The organism is Ralstonia sp. OTU4908 (assembly GCF_038440115.1).
In the GTDB taxonomy this organism is placed as follows: domain Bacteria; phylum Pseudomonadota; class Gammaproteobacteria; order Burkholderiales; family Burkholderiaceae; genus Ralstonia; species Ralstonia pickettii.
On record NZ_JASATD010000014.1, the window covers coordinates 18,282 to 34,611 of the forward strand.

Sequence of the window (16,330 nt, forward strand, 5' to 3'; positions counted from 1 at the left end):
AGCAAAAAAAGCCCGCTCCGGTAACCGGAAGCGGGCTTCTTGTGAGAAACCTGCTGCCACGCCCCTTTCGGGGGCGTGGCTCACAGGGAGCGTCGTGCCAATGCACTTCGCTCAGGGGGGAGAACGTAAAGTCGTTCTCGTGCAGCATGTTCACGCCGCACAACAACCCATTTAGGACTTTCGTCCACCGCAGGTTCACGGATCAGTCGACGACAACCGTCCTGCACCCGGAGGCGCTGGAGAGAGAGACCACACATTTCCGGGGCTCAGACGGTGTTCACAGGCATGACCTAGGGTCATACACACGGGAACGCGTATTACGGCTGATAGATGGGGAGTGTCTGGCTAAGCACTCATCACAAGGGGGGATTTCCACACCAGTTGCCAACTGGTCGGCGCATGCGCAAGGCACGACTTTTTTAAGGAGATGGACTCGCTAGGGAGTCAGTTCGATGCGTCGATGACGCGAGGAGTGATTGCAGTATGCACCAGACAATCCATTAGGAATCCCGGAAAGCTCGCCAAAATAGCGTGGCTTTTGTAAGCAGCCACCGTGTTCATGTGCCGGAAAATTTCGAGTGAGAGATGAGATACCACACATGAACCATGGTCGCTGCCCAACACCCCCAGGAACTTGAGGCGCCATTAGGCGCGCCACAGCCGAGTACATCCAACTCCGGACTCAAGCCGATCGCGCGGCTGGTCGGAGAAAACAGGATTAAGCGGATCGTCCCCGAGACGGCCGCCAGTGCTCAAGTCACCTATTCCTCTGTGTACGTTCGCGATTTCCTGCGCTCCGCGTACAACTTCTGCTCTTCCAAGTTCTCAGTCGCCAGGTCAGGCAAGACCCGAGCGCTCGACGAAAAATTCCGCGAAGCCGAGCTTTGGTTCGAAAAAGCCATCGCGTGGCACGCGAACAAAAGCCAAACCCCCATCCCCATCGAGACCGATACCGTTGAGGTCCAGGTCACACATCCGCTGTCTGGGCGCCTCATTCGCCTCCTGAACCAGCACGACAGGCTGTTCGCGCTCGCCATCTTCGCCCGCGTCGCCAACTCCATATCGGCGCTCGAATTCGAGGGCACGATGAAAGTGGCCGGCAGCAAGATCGCTTCAATCCACCAGAGCTGCATCCCCGACAACGACCGTTTCGCTGCTGACGGCGCACAAGACGGCGACACCCCTGCGGGATAGCCAACCACACCACCCAACGCACCCATCGGGATGGCAGCCGGCATGGCGCCATATCCGACCTAGCAGCCAACACGGCGCCCGAAACAGTGGCCGGTACGAAGGCCAGAGGGGATTGTCGTCCCGCGCGAAGGCATCGCGGACCGAATAAACGACCTCTCAGGCGCCCCCCTCACCCCAACCGCTGGAGAGAGCCATGGATATTCGCGAAATCTACCGATTGCACCAGCAGTACTCGCACTCCCCTGTCACGATCGACATGGGCACGGCGGAAGATCATGCGGCCGCACCGGCCCTTACCTACGCCGCCGGCGGCAAGCGCCGGTGGGACCAGCACAAGCCTGCCTTGAAGGTTACTGCGATCTGCTGCGCGTTCATCGTGCTGGCCACGATTGCTGGCCTGGGGCTTGGGGACCTGTACGCCAAGAAGGGCCGGGCGGGTTCGGCGGCAGCGGCCGGGCCCGAGCAAGTCACGCACGCAGTACAGACGCAAGCGCCGGCCGCCCCTGCCTCGGCGCCGGAACCTGCAGTCGCCGCAAACCAAGCCACGCCGGCAGCCATCGGAAGCTCGACGCCCTCAGCGCCGGTTGCAGCATCTGTCACGGCCGCGCCCACTGCACCGGTGGCTCAACCACAGCGAGCCGCCCTTTCCGCAGCCGAGGTGGCGCCCCGCGAGCGCGTTCCTGCGCCGGAGAAGGTCGAAACAGCCCCGGCTCAGCCCGCTGCTCGGCGTACCGAGCGCACCGCACCCGATCAAGCCCCTGTTACGCGGCCCGCGCCGGCACCCCAACCAACCGCCACGGCACCGCGCGCCGCTACACCACCGGCACGCACCACGGAAGCGAATCGTCCGTCCGGCGACGTGAAGATGTTCTGAGGAGCAAACCATGAAAGAGCAGATGGAAATCAGCATCATCAACGAGGGCATGGCGATTCACGGCAATGTCGACATGGACCATGGCGGCTCCATCCTGGGTCTCGTCAATGGCAACGTCGTCTCGTCAGGCGGCCTTCTCCACATCGGCCCGGCCGCCGTCATCAAGGGGTCGGTCACCGGGCAGTTCGTATTGATCCAGGGCGCAGTCGAAGGCGACGTCAATGCCCAGGTCTCTCTCAAGGTGGAAGGTGCGGTCAAAGGCGAGATCCGCTACGCCGGCACGATTCGGCTCGGCCCGCACGCCAACCTGGAGGGTCGCATCACGCGCATTCCGCGCCTTTCAGCGGCGGCGCCCGCGCCTCCTGTCGAAGATGCGCTCGAATCGAGTACCTGACGCTGGCCTCTCGCCACAGCATGGCGGCAATGCGAAATCGACACGACGCAAACACCATGAAAATCACCGACGGCGTGATGGATCGACACGAGATGCCGCGCTTCCAGCTCTTTGGCTGTCTGACCAGCCGCACCAACAAACCCAACTGACAGGTCGATCATGCACCTTGCATCCAGATACGCCGCCCTCATTCCGGTCGCCGCACTCTGCCTTGGCTTGGCCGCCTGCAGCGACAAGACAACCGATACAGCCAAGCAGATCAACCGGGAGATCGAGACAACCAAGACCATCTCCGACCCGGTTTCTGCTCTGGCCAAGCTCGATCCGCTGCAGGGTAGTGGTCGAGATGCCCTGACTGGTTGCGAAGTCGTCTGTGGCGATATTGTGCAAGCCATGGCCAACCTGGACGACGCACGCACGGCGCGGATCAAGCAAGCGATGGACCGGCTCACGCCGGCAAAGCTGGCGGAATACTTCGAGGGCGACTCGATGCTGCCCCTACGCGACGACATGGCGCCCCGCATTCTCGCGGCGGCCCAGGCTTCCACGGGTACCGCAGTCAATAGTCGGCTCCTGCGTGTTGCTGGCCAGATCGTGCGCGATGGAAAATACGTGATTCGTAGCTCCGACAAGGCGGCAGAGTTGTTCGCGCGCGCCTGGTTGGCGGGCGACCCGACCGCAGCGGCGAACAACGCGCAGCTCTACGATTCGTTGCATGACCTGAACAACGCCTACCTTTGGGCGTTACGCTGCCGAGCCGAGTGCCATCCTGATGACGGCTACCGCCCGGTCAACGCGGAATCGCTACGCAGCCGCCTATCCACGGCGGCGATCCGGCAGGCCGAACAGGCGGCACTCGACCCCACCGTGCTGTCTCTCGCTGGGCGCTAGGGGAACCACCATGCGCAAGATCTCGACCCTGACCGTTGCCCTCGTGCTTTTGAGCGCGGCACAGGTCGCAGACGCCGGCCGCGGTGGCGCTGGCGGTAGCTCGACAGCAAGTCGTAGTGCCGGAGGCATTTCGCGGTCTGCCGGCGCCAGCAAGCCCGGCACCTACCGACCAGCGACCAACAGCCTTGCGCAGACTAGCACGCCAGGCGCGCGGGCGCGCGGCACACGCCGCAGTCTGCTGGAAGGTGGCGCACAGCCCTCCGCTCATTTGGCGCAGGTTATCCGCGAGCGTGAAAGCAGCGGCCCGGGATGGCTTGGCACCGCGTTCCTGGTGGCGCTGCTCAGCCGCCACGATCTCTCCGACAGTGACCGCCACTGGCTGCAGGCCAAGATCGACGCGCTCGCCGACGACGAGGCTGATGACCAATCTGGTCTCGAACCCCCGCTCGTACCCACTGTCACGTTCCTGTATGCCGGCCTGCAGGGCAATTTCATGACCGGTCGCGGGTCTACGATCCGCGTGACTGCGCACGGGACGCCTGTGAATCCGATTCCGGTGAGTTGCACCATGCCCGAGGCACGCATCAGCACGGAAGGACCCGCTGCGGTGATCGTCTGGGAACCGCGCGCGCCAGCGGCCTATGTGCTCACATGCCAAGCGGGCGGGCAGCGCGATCGACGCCTGCTCAAGGCCGGGTAGCAACCTGGCGCCGGATGGACTCGTCCTACAAGACACACCGTACATCGCTCCGTGCATCGTTTTTTGCTCGGAAAACAGGGCCAGTCGGAATATCGTGTTGAACAAATCATTGGAGACGCCGTGGAACCCGTGAGCACCTTGATCGACTGGATTGATTGTCGTGAACGCAAGCCTTCCCCGCCTGAAACACCCTATAAGGAGTACCTGGTCTGGGTGGTGCAGTTGCTACCGAATGCCGCCGGCGGCATGTACTTGCTGCAATTCAGCCGTGAACGCAACGACTGGATGCCGCTACCGTATGGTCCTGCCGGTGCACCCATGGTCGTCACGCACTACAGTGAAGTTCTTGACGTATTGGGTTCCCCTGACCCCAAACCCTATGGCCCTCGAGGGCGTGAGTACCTTTGAGGCGGGCGCTGCCGCACTTGCTCTTCAGGATAGAAAAAGAAAAAGGGGGCACTTGGCCCCCTTGGTTTGCACCCCCACCATCGGGTGGGTTCTGACACACGCGTTTACCGCGTTCAGGATAAATCCACAGAAAGCCGCTTCGCGCATCAGCCCTTTCGCCATGCCTAGCGCAAATCAGGCCGCTGGTCCGGGCACCAGGATGAGCGTGTGCAACTCTTCAGCCGTGAACAGCCGGCTGATCGAGATCCAGGGCCGGCGCTCTGCGTCGCCATCACCATAGAAGGACACAAACGGTACGTGTCCATCCATGAGGCAGTGGAAGCGCCGCTTCGCGCTGCCGCCCTGCTCGATCTCGAAATCCGCGCCGTGCTGCAGTTCGAAGATCACTGATCCCTGTCGATACTGCACCGGCTGGCCATCGCGGCCACCGGCCGCGCCGATCAGTGCGGATTCGAACCAGTCGTCAAACCCGAGATCCGTACCACCCTCTTCTACAGCCTGTTTCCAGCGGCCAATCCACCCGAGGTCGGCCGCGCGAGGAAGAGACTCGATGTCGATCGGCTCTTCTTTGTCCATCATGATGTTGCTCCTCCGGGCACAGGACTAGATATGTCGAGTGCCACAAAAATTTTGATCGATTTCGGCACGCGGTCAAATTGGGCGGAACACCCACCAACCGATGCCGGAGCAAAGAAATGCCCCGGGATGGCCCGGGGCAATGGTCAGACGATGACCTCGATGCAATCGCCGAATGGCGGGGTATGGATTCTGCGCAACGGTGTGGTTGAGGCCCACAGCACCGGATACTCCGGCGGCACTTCGGGGAACGTGCCATACATGTCCGTCAGATAGGCGAGAAACGCCGGCCGAAAGCCCTGTTCCTCCACCCACTCGAACGGCGGTGCGAAGCAGGTACCGCCGCCGCCTTTCACAGGCGCCAGTTCAAGCGCATCACCGGGCTCGAACACCTGCACCTGCGTGACACGCGCGTCACAGTCGATGACGATCAGCCGCGATGGCTTCACTTCATCGAAAACGCGGTGGATCTCGGATGCGAACTGGCGTTGCGTTTCATCGAACACCGAGCCACTCGAATCGCGCACAAACACGGCGTCCCCCACCCGCCGGCTATGAAGCGCCGGCAAATAGAGACCAAGGTGCGTGAAGCGGCGGTTCGGTATCGACCAGCTGTAGTCGGCTTGGGCCGACTCGCTTGCAAAGCGCGCGAGGGCCGCACGCCAATCGACCGCCGGCGTAACCAGTTGGTCAACCACGGTCTGCAGATCCGCACCGAACTTGCCGCGCATCTTGGCCACCTGCGCAGCCTTCATCGCCGCGACTTTCCACTGCGTCTCCGTCGAGGCCTGGTCATTGCCGCGATCCTTGCGGATGTCGCCGGGCTCATACGTCGGGCTGCCGTCGGCGTTGCCACCTTCGGCAGCGCCCTGCCCTTGTGCCGCATCGGATGCGTTCGGGTCGCGCGATGGCAGCCCAGCGCCCGTACCGCGAGCGCCCTGGGCCTGAGGCTCTTGGGGAGCCTCAGGTGGCCGTTCCTGGCGGAGCACCGCATAAATCTCCTCTGCTGACTTGCCAGTGAAGCGTTCCTCCAGCAGTGCGCCTTTCGGGAGCTTCAAGTTGGCAGCGAGCACAACCGGATTGACCGCATAGTCACAGGCCGCGTTCCACAGCTTCTGATCGCGATTGCCACGCCGCCAGCAATGCCCGCTGGCGGGGTGCAGCACCTCATGAGCGAGACACCCACGCAGTTCAAGATCGTCCAAGGTGGCCACGAACTGCGCGTTGTAGCCAAGCGCCCGGCCGTCAACCCAGAACGTGTGGCACGTGGGGTCTTCGACAGGCTTCAGACGAAGCGCCAGCGCCCCGAAGAAAGGGTGGTTCAGCACCAGTTGACCACGCTGCTTGATGATCCGTTCGAGCATGGCCACACCTCACGAGGCAAGGAGGAAACTGAGCGCAGACGAATCGCCAAGTGCCGGTGCTGCCGGCGTGCTGAGCGCGCCGGTCATGTACACCGCCATCTGCGCCTCGATCTCCATCGCCTTCTCCGCCACCTTCTGGCGAAGATCGGCCGAATCCTTCAATTCGGCGCCCGTGTAGCAAGCCAGGTGATTGCGCGTCTCGTTCAGGATGTCCGTCAATGCCGGATCCTGTGTGAAGTTCAACGTCGGAAGCAGGTCACACAGTTCGCGCACCTTGTCGACAACGCCCAGCCGGACGTTGCGTCCCGCGTACAGACGGTTGGCGAAGTGCTGCACAGCGTCGTAGAGGCGGCCGACGATGTCTTCGTTGGCCGTCTTGACCGCGCTGAACACCCGCTCGTCCATATCCGCCTTGATGCCGTCCAGCACGTTGGCCGGCAAGTTGATGCCGAACTGGCTTGCGTCCGGAAACGGCAAGGGAGACAGGCGTATACCGAACTTGGTCGACAGCGCTTCGAGGGTCGGGTAGTCCGCCTCGGTATAGAGCCCGTTGAGAGCACCCTTGGCCTGCTCCTTCAACGCTGGGTATTCGGCGAGAAAGGCTGACGTGGCTTCACGGAACTCGTCTTGAAACTCGCGCAGCCGGTCAGCGACCTTTAGGTAAACAGCCGTGGGCAGCAAACGCACGCCAAGCTGGTCGTATTCGAGGGTGTGCGCATTGAAGAAGGCACGTGCTTGCGTGGCGATGCTGCACACGCTCTTGTAAGAAATGGCATCGTCGGTCAGGAGCTTCTTGTTGAAGCGCCCGATGTCTTTGGTGGCGTGGTTCTTTTCCACCTCTTCCGTGGCGCGGGTATCGAAGCGACGTGCGCGCCAAACGGAGATGCCAAGGGATGCGAGCATGACACGCTCGTGAACGTTGAGGATGTTCATGGAAATAGCCTCTTGAAATGAAAAGCGGCGAGCCAAAGCTCGCCGCATGGGATGTACTGCTTGAAAGGGAACCGGTTTACCGGCCGTCCATCGCGGCACCGATCCAGCCGGATTGCGCTGCAATGAAAGCCGGCACGGAAACGATAGACTCGTCACGGCGGATCGCGTCGCTGATCATCATCGTTGCGCAGTCACCGTCACCGCCCGCTTGCATGCGGTCGGCGTAGACGAGGACGCGATCGATGTTCGCGACCGTGGTTTGACTCGCAACTGCCGTCGCAATCCCGATGCGCGCCGAGGGCTCCTCCGGGATGGAGGCAGTGTCCGGCGCAAACAGAACGCTTGCCACAGAGGGGAGACTGCGAAAGGTCTCGCGAAACGCCTGGAACTCGGTCGCGGCACCAGCGCCGACAGCACCGGTGAACACGATTGCTTCCAAGCCAGCTGGCACCACGGGCATCTGCTTCCCAACCGCGCCCCAGCCTCGCGGCGACGGCAGGTTCTCGATATCACGCGTGCGCTCCTTCGCCACCAGCAGATCCGGCTTGAAGCGCAGGAACGCGATCAGTTCAGCGGGAAGCTGCGACTTCACAGCCCATGCCGCCCAGGCATCAACGTTTGGCACAAGCTCGACGATGGTCGCAAACCGCGACTTCACCGGATCGAGAATGCCAGACACGCCGGCGTTGTCGGTCCGGCGATTCGTCGCCGCCAAGAACGTCACATGCTCGGGAAGCTTGTGCTCGCCGATGCGGCGCGCGAGCAGCAGTTGCATCTTGGCGGCTTGAACCGCCTGAGACGCTTGACCGAGGTCGTCGAAGAACCAGACCAACGGCTCTTTCGCGTGTAACACCCTCTCCAGATCCCCGAACGGCAGGAACCTGGCGGATTGGCCATCCGCGCCGGGGAACGGCAGGCCCTTGGAGTCTGTCGGGTCCTCGACCACCGGATGCGAGATCAGCAGGTCGTAGCCGGCGCGCTCTGCAGCCGCGGCTGCGATGTCGGATTTCCCGACACCTGGCGCGCCAGTCACGAGCACGGGCAGGTGTGCCGGAATGTAGGCAGCCAACAGGGTCTCCAGTTGCGACGGGGAAACCTGATTGGTGAGGGGCGTAACTTGATCGGTAAGGGTATTGTCCATGGGGTATCACTTGACGAAAACCCACGGAATCCACGCCCACAGGGAGTAGACCCCTGTGGGATGGTTGAAGAAACGGCCGATGCTGCCGGCGTTGGATCGATGCGTCGGAGACGCGAGGAAAAACAGTGTTTGGGTTGGCTCAGGCCAGTCCGAACAGCGCTTTTCAGCAAGGAGAGGTTAGCAGGTTGCGCGGCGCGGCGCCACACGCGCAAGGGGGTAGAAACGGCCGCCCTGCCCCCGTGATGGAGGGGCAGGGACTGGCGCGTGAAAGAGATTGGCGTCAGGCGTACGCCGGCACACGCTCTGCCGGTGTACTCAAGCAAGCGCGTGCATAGTCCAGGGTGCCGTCCTTCACCTTCAGTGGCCTGCCCAGGTCGCGCTTCGGATCGACGAAGAGGTAGCTGACAGCATTGCCGCGCCGCGAAGGAACAATCTGCGAGAAGCCTTCCGCGATGCACAGGTCGACGTACTGCTTGCCGGTCATGACCTGCCCACCGCCGACGGAATAGCGTACCGACTCAGCAGTCTTCTTTGCCTGCTCCATGGCCTCAATGCGGCGCTTCTCCGCCTTGGCCTCGGCCGCATGCTGCTCCCACACGTCCTGCTCCTGCTGGGCGAACCCGCACATGCTGAAGATGGCGCGCCGGCGCGCTGCTCCCGTTACCGTCAGCAGGTTGACCCCGATGACTTCACGAATGGCGCGCTTGCTCGATTTGTTGTTGGGCTGGTCCAGAATCTCGAGCAGCCCAGCGACATTACGCTCCAACAACAGCGAGGCAATCATGTTGCCGTAGTGGTAGTTTCTGCAATTGCGTTGGCGCTCGGCCATCATCATCTGCAGCTCGAAACGGCGCTTCGAAAGGTTACCGTCCTCCCGCTCCTGCCGAAGCCGCGCCACCGTCTTCTCATACACGCTCTCGTTGACGCACTCCGTCACGCGCTTGGCCAACGGCGAAAGCGGCTCTGCGTCAGGCCCCTCTGCGAGCTGAAGTGTCGGCGCCGTGAGTGGGCCGAGGATCTTCGCGTCGTAGAACGCGTCGTCGATGTCGATATAGGAGCTACCGACCGGCAAGGCCCGAACGATGGCGAGCAGCTTCGACACGTTTTGCTCGGTCATCGCCATCTTCTCGCGTCTGAGCACATCACACAGGTCCCGCAGCGTCTCCGCCGGCAGCGCGCCGCGTAGCACTGGGAACTCAATGAGAGCGTTCAGCCATTCCAAGCCGTGAGGGATCGCCGTGCTCGTGTGACGGTAGAAGTTGAGGATGCAATCCTTGACGCGCTCGCCACGTTGTAGCGCGTAGGCGACGTGCCATTCATGCCCCTTGCACGCCCCTCCGCCCGGATAGGCGTGTGGCCCGCCTGTTCCGAAGCCAAACCGGCGAAGTAGCTCGTCCGTGATGAAGCGCTGCGGACTCTCGACTTGGAACTCCGAGAAAAGCGAGCCCTCCTTCAGGCGTTCAGGATCGATCAGGTATTCGCTCTCGTAGGCCAGCGCGCTTGCGGCAAGGACAGCTTCCCAGGATTCAAAGCTGACCTCGTAGGGCCGCAGCAGCTTGCCGTCCGGTTTCAGGATGATCCGCTCGACTTCGGTGATCACGTGCAAGAGGATCTCGTGCACCGTGCCGTCGGGACGCAGCCCGATTCGGCCGCGTGGCAGACCAACGACGGGGATTGGACCATTTTCGACGGTATGTACAGTGAACGAGTCCGCGGTGAATTTGCGCGGAATCGATTTGTCGGCGTTCAGGAGGGCCAAGACGCCGGCCATCGTTGTGCGGGTCTCGGTCTTCGTATGGTTGATGGTGATGATGTACATGAACGTTGCTCCAATAAGGACTGGGGCAACGCGCCCCACCGGGGCGATTGCCCCTGGTGGGATGGAAGGAATTGAAGGCCGCGCGTCAGTGCGACTTGCGGCGCCTCTTTGTCGCGGCAGCAGCGTCGACACGCATCGCGACGACTTGGCCGATCAGTTGCTCGTCGGCAATGCGCCAGATGGGGAACGTCGCATAGCCGCTGCGAATGACGCGCCCGGTATCAGCAAACGCGCCCGTGTGCAGCAGTGCTTGGCACATATCCTGCGGCACCAGCCCCGAAGAAAATGCAAACTCGTCGTCTGCGAGCGGAGCGTGCCGGATGTTGGTGGACAACGAGGCATAGCGCAGACCGTCGTCCGCCGCGTGCAGATGAACTGCGACGTGCATATCCGTGTAGAGCTGCACGGCGATCGTCACGCCCGCTGGGAATGATGCCAAGCCGGCACCGACGACTTGATGGCCCATGGAGAACTCCTTGTTGTACGCGGAGTGCCCCATCGGGGACGCACCCCGCGTGGGTTGTTGGATGAAATGGTGATGCGGCGGCGTCAATGACTGACGACCATCCTGCGACTTGAGGTGGAGATTTAATCGTCAGCCTGGTGCCAATTGCTCTCGCGCTCCTTTGCGACTGCAACAGCCTCTTCAAGCGTCGGCACGGCTTCACCGTAATGCACGTCGCAATCTCCGCCTTGGTACGAGACTTCCAGCCCCGGGAGGTAGCCTGCTGGCGACTGCGCAACGCTCGCGCGTGTTTCGCGCAGACCGTCAAAGTCCATTCGCCACCTGCCAAACCAAACGGTCGGTGGGTGACGCTCGGCGTATTCGTCATCTTCCTTTCCCTGCCGGCGGCCATCGCGAAAGTGCATCTCAAGCGAGCCGCCATCGGCTACAAAGACCGGAATGCGGTCGCTATCGATGGCCTGCATTCCTGCAAGTTCTGCCGCCCATTCGGCACGCTCCTGCAGCTCCCGGCTGCCGATCGGGTCAACCGACGACAAGACGCGCGAGAGCGACATGAGAACGCTTGCCCCGAGGGGGTCAAGCTTACAGTTGTATGCCAACGCCTGGCATTCGGGTGAACGGATTGAAATCATGGTTGAGCCTCCTTAAGAGGGCTTTTGCCGCTTCGGCCAAAGCCGAAACGGCAAAAAAAACGCACCCACGAATGGGTGCGTCATTTGGTGTGGCTGGCTGGGCCAGCGTCGAGCAATCGCTAGTCGTTGTTGAGCTGACGACCACGTCGGTCGGCCCACAGCAGATATGCCGCGATCAATGTCGTGACGACAGCGGCGAACATTCCGAGCGTCATGGTCAGTCTCCTTTGGACAAAACAGCGCCTACTACAAATAGTACAACAGTGACGGCGATCAACGTAGCGACATCGGACACGGCACCCAGCGTCCAAGCGCGACTGCCACTGAAATAGCTGGCAGCACCGATCAGCGCCGCGGCCGACAGCGTATGAGCGAAACGACCGTACTGCTGGCGCTGATCGCGCGTTGGCGCGAGAAGTGCGCTTCGCACCACGCTCCACAACGACTTGCGCGCCCGGCCCTTGCGGTTCAAGCGAAACGTCGCCGCTTCGACGTGCACGAGCGGCATTTCGTAGCCATCCTCGGCAGCAACGAGGACGTACGCCTCGCCTGCGGCCTTGGCCGACTCGATCTGCTGCACCAACCGGTTGGGCAACACGACAACATCGGTGTCAGCCTGGATGGCTGCCCTTCCAGATGTCTCGTCCCCGCTGGTCGAGCGCAGAATGACCTTGATGAGTTTGGACATGGCGGCCTCGCTTTAGCCACGGCGGCCGGCAACGAATCGCAGGTTGGCCAGAAGCTGGCTGTAACCTTCCGGCGATGCCAGCGACTCCAGGCAGACGGCGTTGTTGCGGCCGCCGCCAAGATCGTGACGGCCGGCGCAGGTGCGATAGCGGACCAACACCTTCGGGTCCGCCGGCGCGTGCGAGATTTCGAAGTACAGCGCGTCGGTGTGCAGCGCGAAGACGTCGACCAGGCGGCGACGCTGGCGACGCGTGCGGATCGAATATTCCCGTTGACGCAGCGCCAGGTCATTGGCGACGCGACGCAGAACGCGTGAAGCATCACGTTGCAGGATTGCGCCGGCGGCCGTGTTCGACGGGCAGCGGCTTCGGGTAAAGGATTGAGGAATCTTCATCGTTGGTGTCCTATGAAAGAGTGCGGTACACCAACCCCAGCGGGACGGTGTCCCGCGATGGGTATGGTCTGGGCATGCCAGACAAAGCTCGATGCGTCGGTGACGCGATCAAAAGCGCTTGCCCAACTGTTGGCAGTTGGGCAAGCCCTCTCGGGCTTGCTATGGGATGGAGCGCCGCGGACTAGCGCTGGAGCTGCGGCAGCGGAACACGCGCGGTGACGCGCAACAGCCCCTTGCGTTCGGGCAGAGGTTTCTCCGGGTGTGCGTCATCGAAGAACACCACCACTCGGTGATCCTGATCGACATACCCGAAGCGAAAGCCCGGGACGCAGCTGGAACCCGAGAGAGCGTCGCTCGCCTCGCCGGGATTTGGGTACTTCGAGGAAGTGCAGCGGATGAGATTTTGTTCGCTCATGATGGGTCGGCTAGACGGGCAGTACTGCCGCCTCGCGTTGCAAGAATTGTTGGCCCGCCTCCCGGATCAACTCCGTCGTGATGCCCTGCATGTAGCTGGGAATCAGGAACGGAACGATCGAGGGATGCGAACTGAATTCGAAGAAGAAGACGGTGGAACAGCGGCCACGCGTCAGGTGGCTGAAGACTTCCAGCGTCCGGTGATCCCGACGATAGACAGCCAGATCGTCTGTGGTTGGGGTGGCCATTGAGTGGAGGGGGAGCAGCGTTGGCAGCGCCAACAGGGCGGTGACCGCCTTGCGGCGGCCACCAAGAGGATCAGCGGGTCAGGCGAAAGCCCGCCGCGCTGGAGATCATGTACAGACGCTCCCGAGCCACAAACTGCTGCGTGGCATCCTGGGTAACGACCAACGTTCGCCCAGCATCCGTGCGAACGATGACTTCTACGCCCGGGCGCTTGTTCAGCACCTGGGAGACTTGCTGCGTGATCACACCGCCCACGGCGCCGGAGACTGCGCCGGCGACATAGCGGCCATTGCCGTTACCGATGGAACGGCCACCGAGGAATGCGCTGATGCCTGCCCCGATGAGACCGGGCATGCCGCTTGATGCGGACATGTAGCCATCGTCACCAGTGATCGTGACATTGCGAACGCGAACAACAGTGACCTGCTCGGCATCACCGCGGCGCATGACTTCCATGCCGCGGTAGACGTCGGGCGAGCTCTATTGAAGAGCGCATCCAGATGCTAGAACGCAGAAGGCGACGAGAGCAGCGGAGAAAAAGGACTTGAACATGATGGGCCTCGAAAAAAACGGGCCCATCACACCTACGGGCGTGAGGGCCCGTAAGGGGGGGAGAAGAGATACCAGCCAAAGACTGGTGTGAATCGATGCGCCTAAGACGCGGAAAGCAAGGGCATCGTAGCAGCTTGCTTTGGCGCCGGAAAGGGGCCGTCGACACGCATTTTGAAAAACTCGCAGCATCCCCGAAAAGGCACCGGCCGGCTACCCCCTTTCGGGTCCGACTGTTGCCTTCACAGCGGCAACGATCAGATCAGGCGTCCGAGGCTTTCCCTCTATCGCTCTTGATTCGGGTCCTGTCGAAGCCCTTTCAACGGCTCCATGCCGAAGGCATGGAGAAGCGATCCGTCCACGGCCAAAGCGAGTGGAGTGAGTCCGTACAGCACTGCGACACACGCGATGGCTGCGCACGCGGTCTCGACGTACCTGCCATCATCCAGCAGCGGCAGGATGGTCCGCATCCCGATAATCGCGAAGCCACCAGCCCCGCATATCGCGGCGCCGAGTGCGATCAGCTTGCAGAACAAGCGCACGAACCACTCGCCGAGCTGCATTTCAACGTGCTCACGCATTATCCGTTCTTCCGATCAACCTTCCGCCTTACCGTCTGCCACCATCCAGGCCATGGCAACCAGCAAAGCGATCAGCGTTGAAACCCACCAGTACGAACTAAACGAATAGCGATCAACCTGCATCCACAAAAGACTACCAACCGCATCAACTAACCCCGGCAGCGCATATTTTGCATTCATCGTCGTTGTCCTATTTCGTCAGCCCGCGCGGTGCCGGCGTCTTTCCTTCGCACTTATCACTGGTCCTGTAGGCCGCCACCTTGCGAATGTGCTTGCTCCCGCTGGGGCGATGCCCGGTCTGGTGAGGCAACGGCTCTGTCGGGAAAGGAAGCACTTCGCGGCAATGCTTGCAGCTATAGCCGTTGCCGTGTTCACACAGCGGCGAGAGTGGTTCGTCCCAGTGTGGCGGCCGGCGACTCGGCATGTTTCTTTCTACCGCCCAATGAGAAGGTCACGCAGATGCTGTTCCTGCTCTTGCCGGTCGAGCACGGACTGCGGAAAGTTCTCTTTCAGCCCCAGCCAGATCCGGCCAAGGTCGTCTGCGTAGGAATGGAGTCCTTCGGAACGAACCTGTTCAATGAACATCATCAGGTCCATCATCGACTTTCCAACCTTGGGGCCCTGCGCGACCAGCACCTTGCCTGCCTTCATCGCCTGCACCGCAGACGCCCAGTCCGCACACCCTGCCCGGCGCGCAAATGCATCGCACGGATGCACGATCTTGGCGCCTGGCCCGAACATCGCTTCAACCAAGTCGGTCGGCTTCGACAAATCCACTTTGAACGGTGCTGCGACAGGCTGGCTGGCCAGGTGCCCCAGCAGGTGCTGCGGATCGGTACTGTTGTTCGCAATTGACATGGTCTGTTTCCTTCTACCGGCGCAGCCGGCGTTTTTCCTATCCCGGTATGACGAACGATGCGACTGCCGCCGCAATGCACAGGGCGATCACGCCGAATGAAACCGATCGATTGAATGGTGCAATCACCCCCAGGCTGAAAGCCGACATGAAGAGCACTCCGATGAGTGCCAATCCGATTTGGCCAAGTAGTGTTGTTGGCATAGCCTGCGCCCTTGTTTTATTCACCCTTTCCTTCTACCTGCGTAGCCGACGCGCGAAGCGCACACACGCCGAAAGAAGTTCCTAGCCGGTCTACGTAGTCGCAAACTGTTGGCAGTGTTAGTTTGATTCGCCTTTCACAAGGCGCAGAAGGCGCGCTCGCTCGGTTTCGCGCGGCCCAATAGCAGCGGGCACGCCATATCCAACCGGCGCGGCCTTGGCCCACATGCCCATCAGCCGCTCCCGATCAGCGAGCATGATCGCCCCACGCTCTTTCACCGCATCACGAACGGCTGCGCGGTACACGGGTGAGCCCGCCGTATAGCCGTCCGCCAGGATGCGGTACGTCACGGCATCAACTTCGCGGCGTTGCTCTGCGGGATTCGAGATGACGCCAAATAGCACCAGCACCGCATTCAGTGCGATCGCCACGGCGGCGCATTGCACCATGAGGGCGAGAATCCGCCACCTGAGTGGCTTTTTGGGCTTGGGTTCGGGGTTCATTGTGTGCACCAGACATTCCGAATGGTCGTTCGTACGCTCTCACAACGCAGACGCGCGACTTCGCACGGCAAAGGCCGTGGGCGCACTGGTGGCACGCCCACGACCTCAACTCGACACGGCGCCGCCATCACCGGGAGCTTAAGCACGGCGAGGCTCATCTGCTCGCTTGCGAGGACCGCGCCAGACCTGGAAGACACCCACCGCCCCCAAGCCTGTGGCCACGACAAGAGCCGCAAACATCGACCGCTGCAGCACGCGAATGGTGCTCTCGGCACCGGCGATCGCTCGATAGACCTCCTCCGCGATCGGGCCCGGCGTGCTGGCAAGCAGCGTATTGAAGAGCACCAGCTCCAGTTCGTGCGTGGCCGAAACCAGTTGATCCGCCAACACGAGCGCAACGCTTGGAGCTGACATCAGGGCCGTCAGTAACAGTCGGCCCAATCCCCGCTTCGCGCGCTGACGCAGAAAAGGCGCCCCGGCACCACGCCAATGCTCCGTCCCGATGT

General features: G+C 61.9%; 23 protein-coding genes. 6 read left to right on the forward strand and 17 right to left on the reverse strand.

Translation table 11 applies throughout. The annotated features are described in order from the left end of the window. Nucleotides 1-606: 606 nt before the first annotated feature. The 6 genes from AAHM38_RS14000 to AAHM38_RS14025 all read left to right on the forward strand — a co-directional run bounded on the left by AAHM38_RS14000 (nucleotide 607) and on the right by AAHM38_RS14025 (nucleotide 4,461). Nucleotides 607-1,194 (forward strand): hypothetical protein, encoded by a 588-nt coding sequence (locus tag AAHM38_RS14000; protein WP_012435712.1) that lies wholly within the window; start codon nucleotides 607-609, stop codon nucleotides 1,192-1,194. Between the two features lie 193 nt (nucleotides 1,195-1,387). Next, complete coding sequence (locus tag AAHM38_RS14005) at nucleotides 1,388-2,068, forward strand: hypothetical protein (protein WP_012435711.1); 681 nt, start codon at nucleotides 1,388-1,390, stop codon at nucleotides 2,066-2,068. 10 nt (nucleotides 2,069-2,078) lie between these two features. Beyond that, a complete protein-coding gene (locus AAHM38_RS14010; protein WP_012435710.1) occupies nucleotides 2,079-2,462 on the forward strand; it encodes a bactofilin family protein in 384 nt (127 codons plus the stop codon). 159 nt (nucleotides 2,463-2,621) lie between these two features. After that, nucleotides 2,622-3,353: a hypothetical protein gene (locus tag AAHM38_RS14015; RefSeq protein WP_012435708.1), complete on the forward strand. Its 732-nt coding sequence runs from the start codon at nucleotides 2,622-2,624 to the stop codon at nucleotides 3,351-3,353. 10 nt (nucleotides 3,354-3,363) lie between these two features. Further along, entirely contained in the window at nucleotides 3,364-4,053 is a 690-nt protein-coding gene (locus AAHM38_RS14020) for a hypothetical protein (protein ID WP_012435707.1), read from the forward strand. Between the two features lie 129 nt (nucleotides 4,054-4,182). Further along, nucleotides 4,183-4,461 carry a hypothetical protein gene (locus tag AAHM38_RS14025; protein WP_231887671.1) on the forward strand — a complete coding sequence of 93 codons (279 nt, stop codon included), beginning with the start codon at nucleotides 4,183-4,185 and terminating at the stop codon, nucleotides 4,459-4,461. 174 nt (nucleotides 4,462-4,635) lie between these two features. Here AAHM38_RS14025 and AAHM38_RS14030 read toward each other — a convergent pair whose 3' ends face one another. The 17 genes from AAHM38_RS14030 to AAHM38_RS14110 all read right to left on the reverse strand — a co-directional run bounded on the left by AAHM38_RS14030 (nucleotide 4,636) and on the right by AAHM38_RS14110 (nucleotide 16,238). After that, complete coding sequence (locus tag AAHM38_RS14030; protein WP_021197377.1) at nucleotides 4,636-5,040, reverse strand: hypothetical protein; 405 nt, start codon at nucleotides 5,038-5,040, stop codon at nucleotides 4,636-4,638. 143 nt (nucleotides 5,041-5,183) lie between these two features. Continuing rightward, complete coding sequence (locus AAHM38_RS14035) at nucleotides 5,184-6,401, reverse strand: vWA domain-containing protein (protein ID WP_012435703.1); 1,218 nt, start codon at nucleotides 6,399-6,401, stop codon at nucleotides 5,184-5,186. Nucleotides 6,402-6,410: 9 nt separating this feature from the next. Next, nucleotides 6,411-7,334: a hypothetical protein gene (locus AAHM38_RS14040; protein WP_012435702.1), complete on the reverse strand. Its 924-nt coding sequence runs from the start codon at nucleotides 7,332-7,334 to the stop codon at nucleotides 6,411-6,413. A gap of 76 nt (nucleotides 7,335-7,410) precedes the next feature. Beyond that, on the reverse strand, nucleotides 7,411-8,475 hold the full coding sequence (locus AAHM38_RS14045) for an ATP-binding protein (RefSeq protein WP_012435701.1): 1,065 nt from the start codon (nucleotides 8,473-8,475) through the stop codon (nucleotides 7,411-7,413). Between the two features lie 280 nt (nucleotides 8,476-8,755). Then, complete coding sequence (locus tag AAHM38_RS14050) at nucleotides 8,756-10,294, reverse strand: hypothetical protein (RefSeq protein ID WP_012435700.1); 1,539 nt, start codon at nucleotides 10,292-10,294, stop codon at nucleotides 8,756-8,758. A gap of 85 nt (nucleotides 10,295-10,379) precedes the next feature. After that, on the reverse strand, nucleotides 10,380-10,760 hold the full coding sequence (locus AAHM38_RS14055; protein WP_012435699.1) for a hypothetical protein: 381 nt from the start codon (nucleotides 10,758-10,760) through the stop codon (nucleotides 10,380-10,382). Nucleotides 10,761-10,882: 122 nt separating this feature from the next. Then, nucleotides 10,883-11,314, reverse strand: a complete 432-nt coding sequence (locus tag AAHM38_RS14060; protein WP_021197375.1) for a hypothetical protein — start codon at nucleotides 11,312-11,314, stop codon at nucleotides 10,883-10,885. Nucleotides 11,315-11,609: 295 nt separating this feature from the next. Then, nucleotides 11,610-12,080, reverse strand: a complete 471-nt coding sequence (locus AAHM38_RS14065) for a hypothetical protein (protein ID WP_012435696.1) — start codon at nucleotides 12,078-12,080, stop codon at nucleotides 11,610-11,612. Between the two features lie 12 nt (nucleotides 12,081-12,092). Then, nucleotides 12,093-12,473, reverse strand: a complete 381-nt coding sequence (locus AAHM38_RS14070) for a hypothetical protein (protein WP_012435695.1) — start codon at nucleotides 12,471-12,473, stop codon at nucleotides 12,093-12,095. A gap of 181 nt (nucleotides 12,474-12,654) precedes the next feature. Continuing rightward, nucleotides 12,655-12,888 (reverse strand): hypothetical protein, encoded by a 234-nt coding sequence (locus AAHM38_RS14075; protein WP_012435694.1) that lies wholly within the window; start codon nucleotides 12,886-12,888, stop codon nucleotides 12,655-12,657. A 10-nt stretch (nucleotides 12,889-12,898) separates the two neighbouring features. Continuing rightward, nucleotides 12,899-13,135 (reverse strand): hypothetical protein, encoded by a 237-nt coding sequence (locus tag AAHM38_RS14080; protein WP_012435693.1) that lies wholly within the window; start codon nucleotides 13,133-13,135, stop codon nucleotides 12,899-12,901. Between the two features lie 70 nt (nucleotides 13,136-13,205). Further along, complete coding sequence (locus tag AAHM38_RS14085) at nucleotides 13,206-13,589, reverse strand: glycine zipper 2TM domain-containing protein (protein ID WP_012435692.1); 384 nt, start codon at nucleotides 13,587-13,589, stop codon at nucleotides 13,206-13,208. Nucleotides 13,590-13,966: 377 nt separating this feature from the next. After that, the gene (locus tag AAHM38_RS14090; RefSeq protein ID WP_012435691.1) at nucleotides 13,967-14,263 is read right to left on the reverse strand and encodes a hypothetical protein; all 297 of its coding nucleotides are present in this window, start codon (nucleotides 14,261-14,263) and stop codon (nucleotides 13,967-13,969) included. Nucleotides 14,264-14,278: 15 nt separating this feature from the next. Beyond that, nucleotides 14,279-14,443 carry a hypothetical protein gene (locus tag AAHM38_RS14095; protein ID WP_012435690.1) on the reverse strand — a complete coding sequence of 55 codons (165 nt, stop codon included), beginning with the start codon at nucleotides 14,441-14,443 and terminating at the stop codon, nucleotides 14,279-14,281. 252 nt (nucleotides 14,444-14,695) lie between these two features. Further along, nucleotides 14,696-15,121, reverse strand: a complete 426-nt coding sequence (locus AAHM38_RS14100) for a hypothetical protein (RefSeq protein ID WP_012435688.1) — start codon at nucleotides 15,119-15,121, stop codon at nucleotides 14,696-14,698. 319 nt (nucleotides 15,122-15,440) lie between these two features. After that, nucleotides 15,441-15,770 carry a hypothetical protein gene (locus AAHM38_RS14105; protein WP_021197373.1) on the reverse strand — a complete coding sequence of 110 codons (330 nt, stop codon included), beginning with the start codon at nucleotides 15,768-15,770 and terminating at the stop codon, nucleotides 15,441-15,443. A 192-nt stretch (nucleotides 15,771-15,962) separates the two neighbouring features. Beyond that, nucleotides 15,963-16,238 (reverse strand): hypothetical protein, encoded by a 276-nt coding sequence (locus AAHM38_RS14110; RefSeq protein WP_225694722.1) that lies wholly within the window; start codon nucleotides 16,236-16,238, stop codon nucleotides 15,963-15,965. Nucleotides 16,239-16,330: the final 92 nt, after the last annotated feature.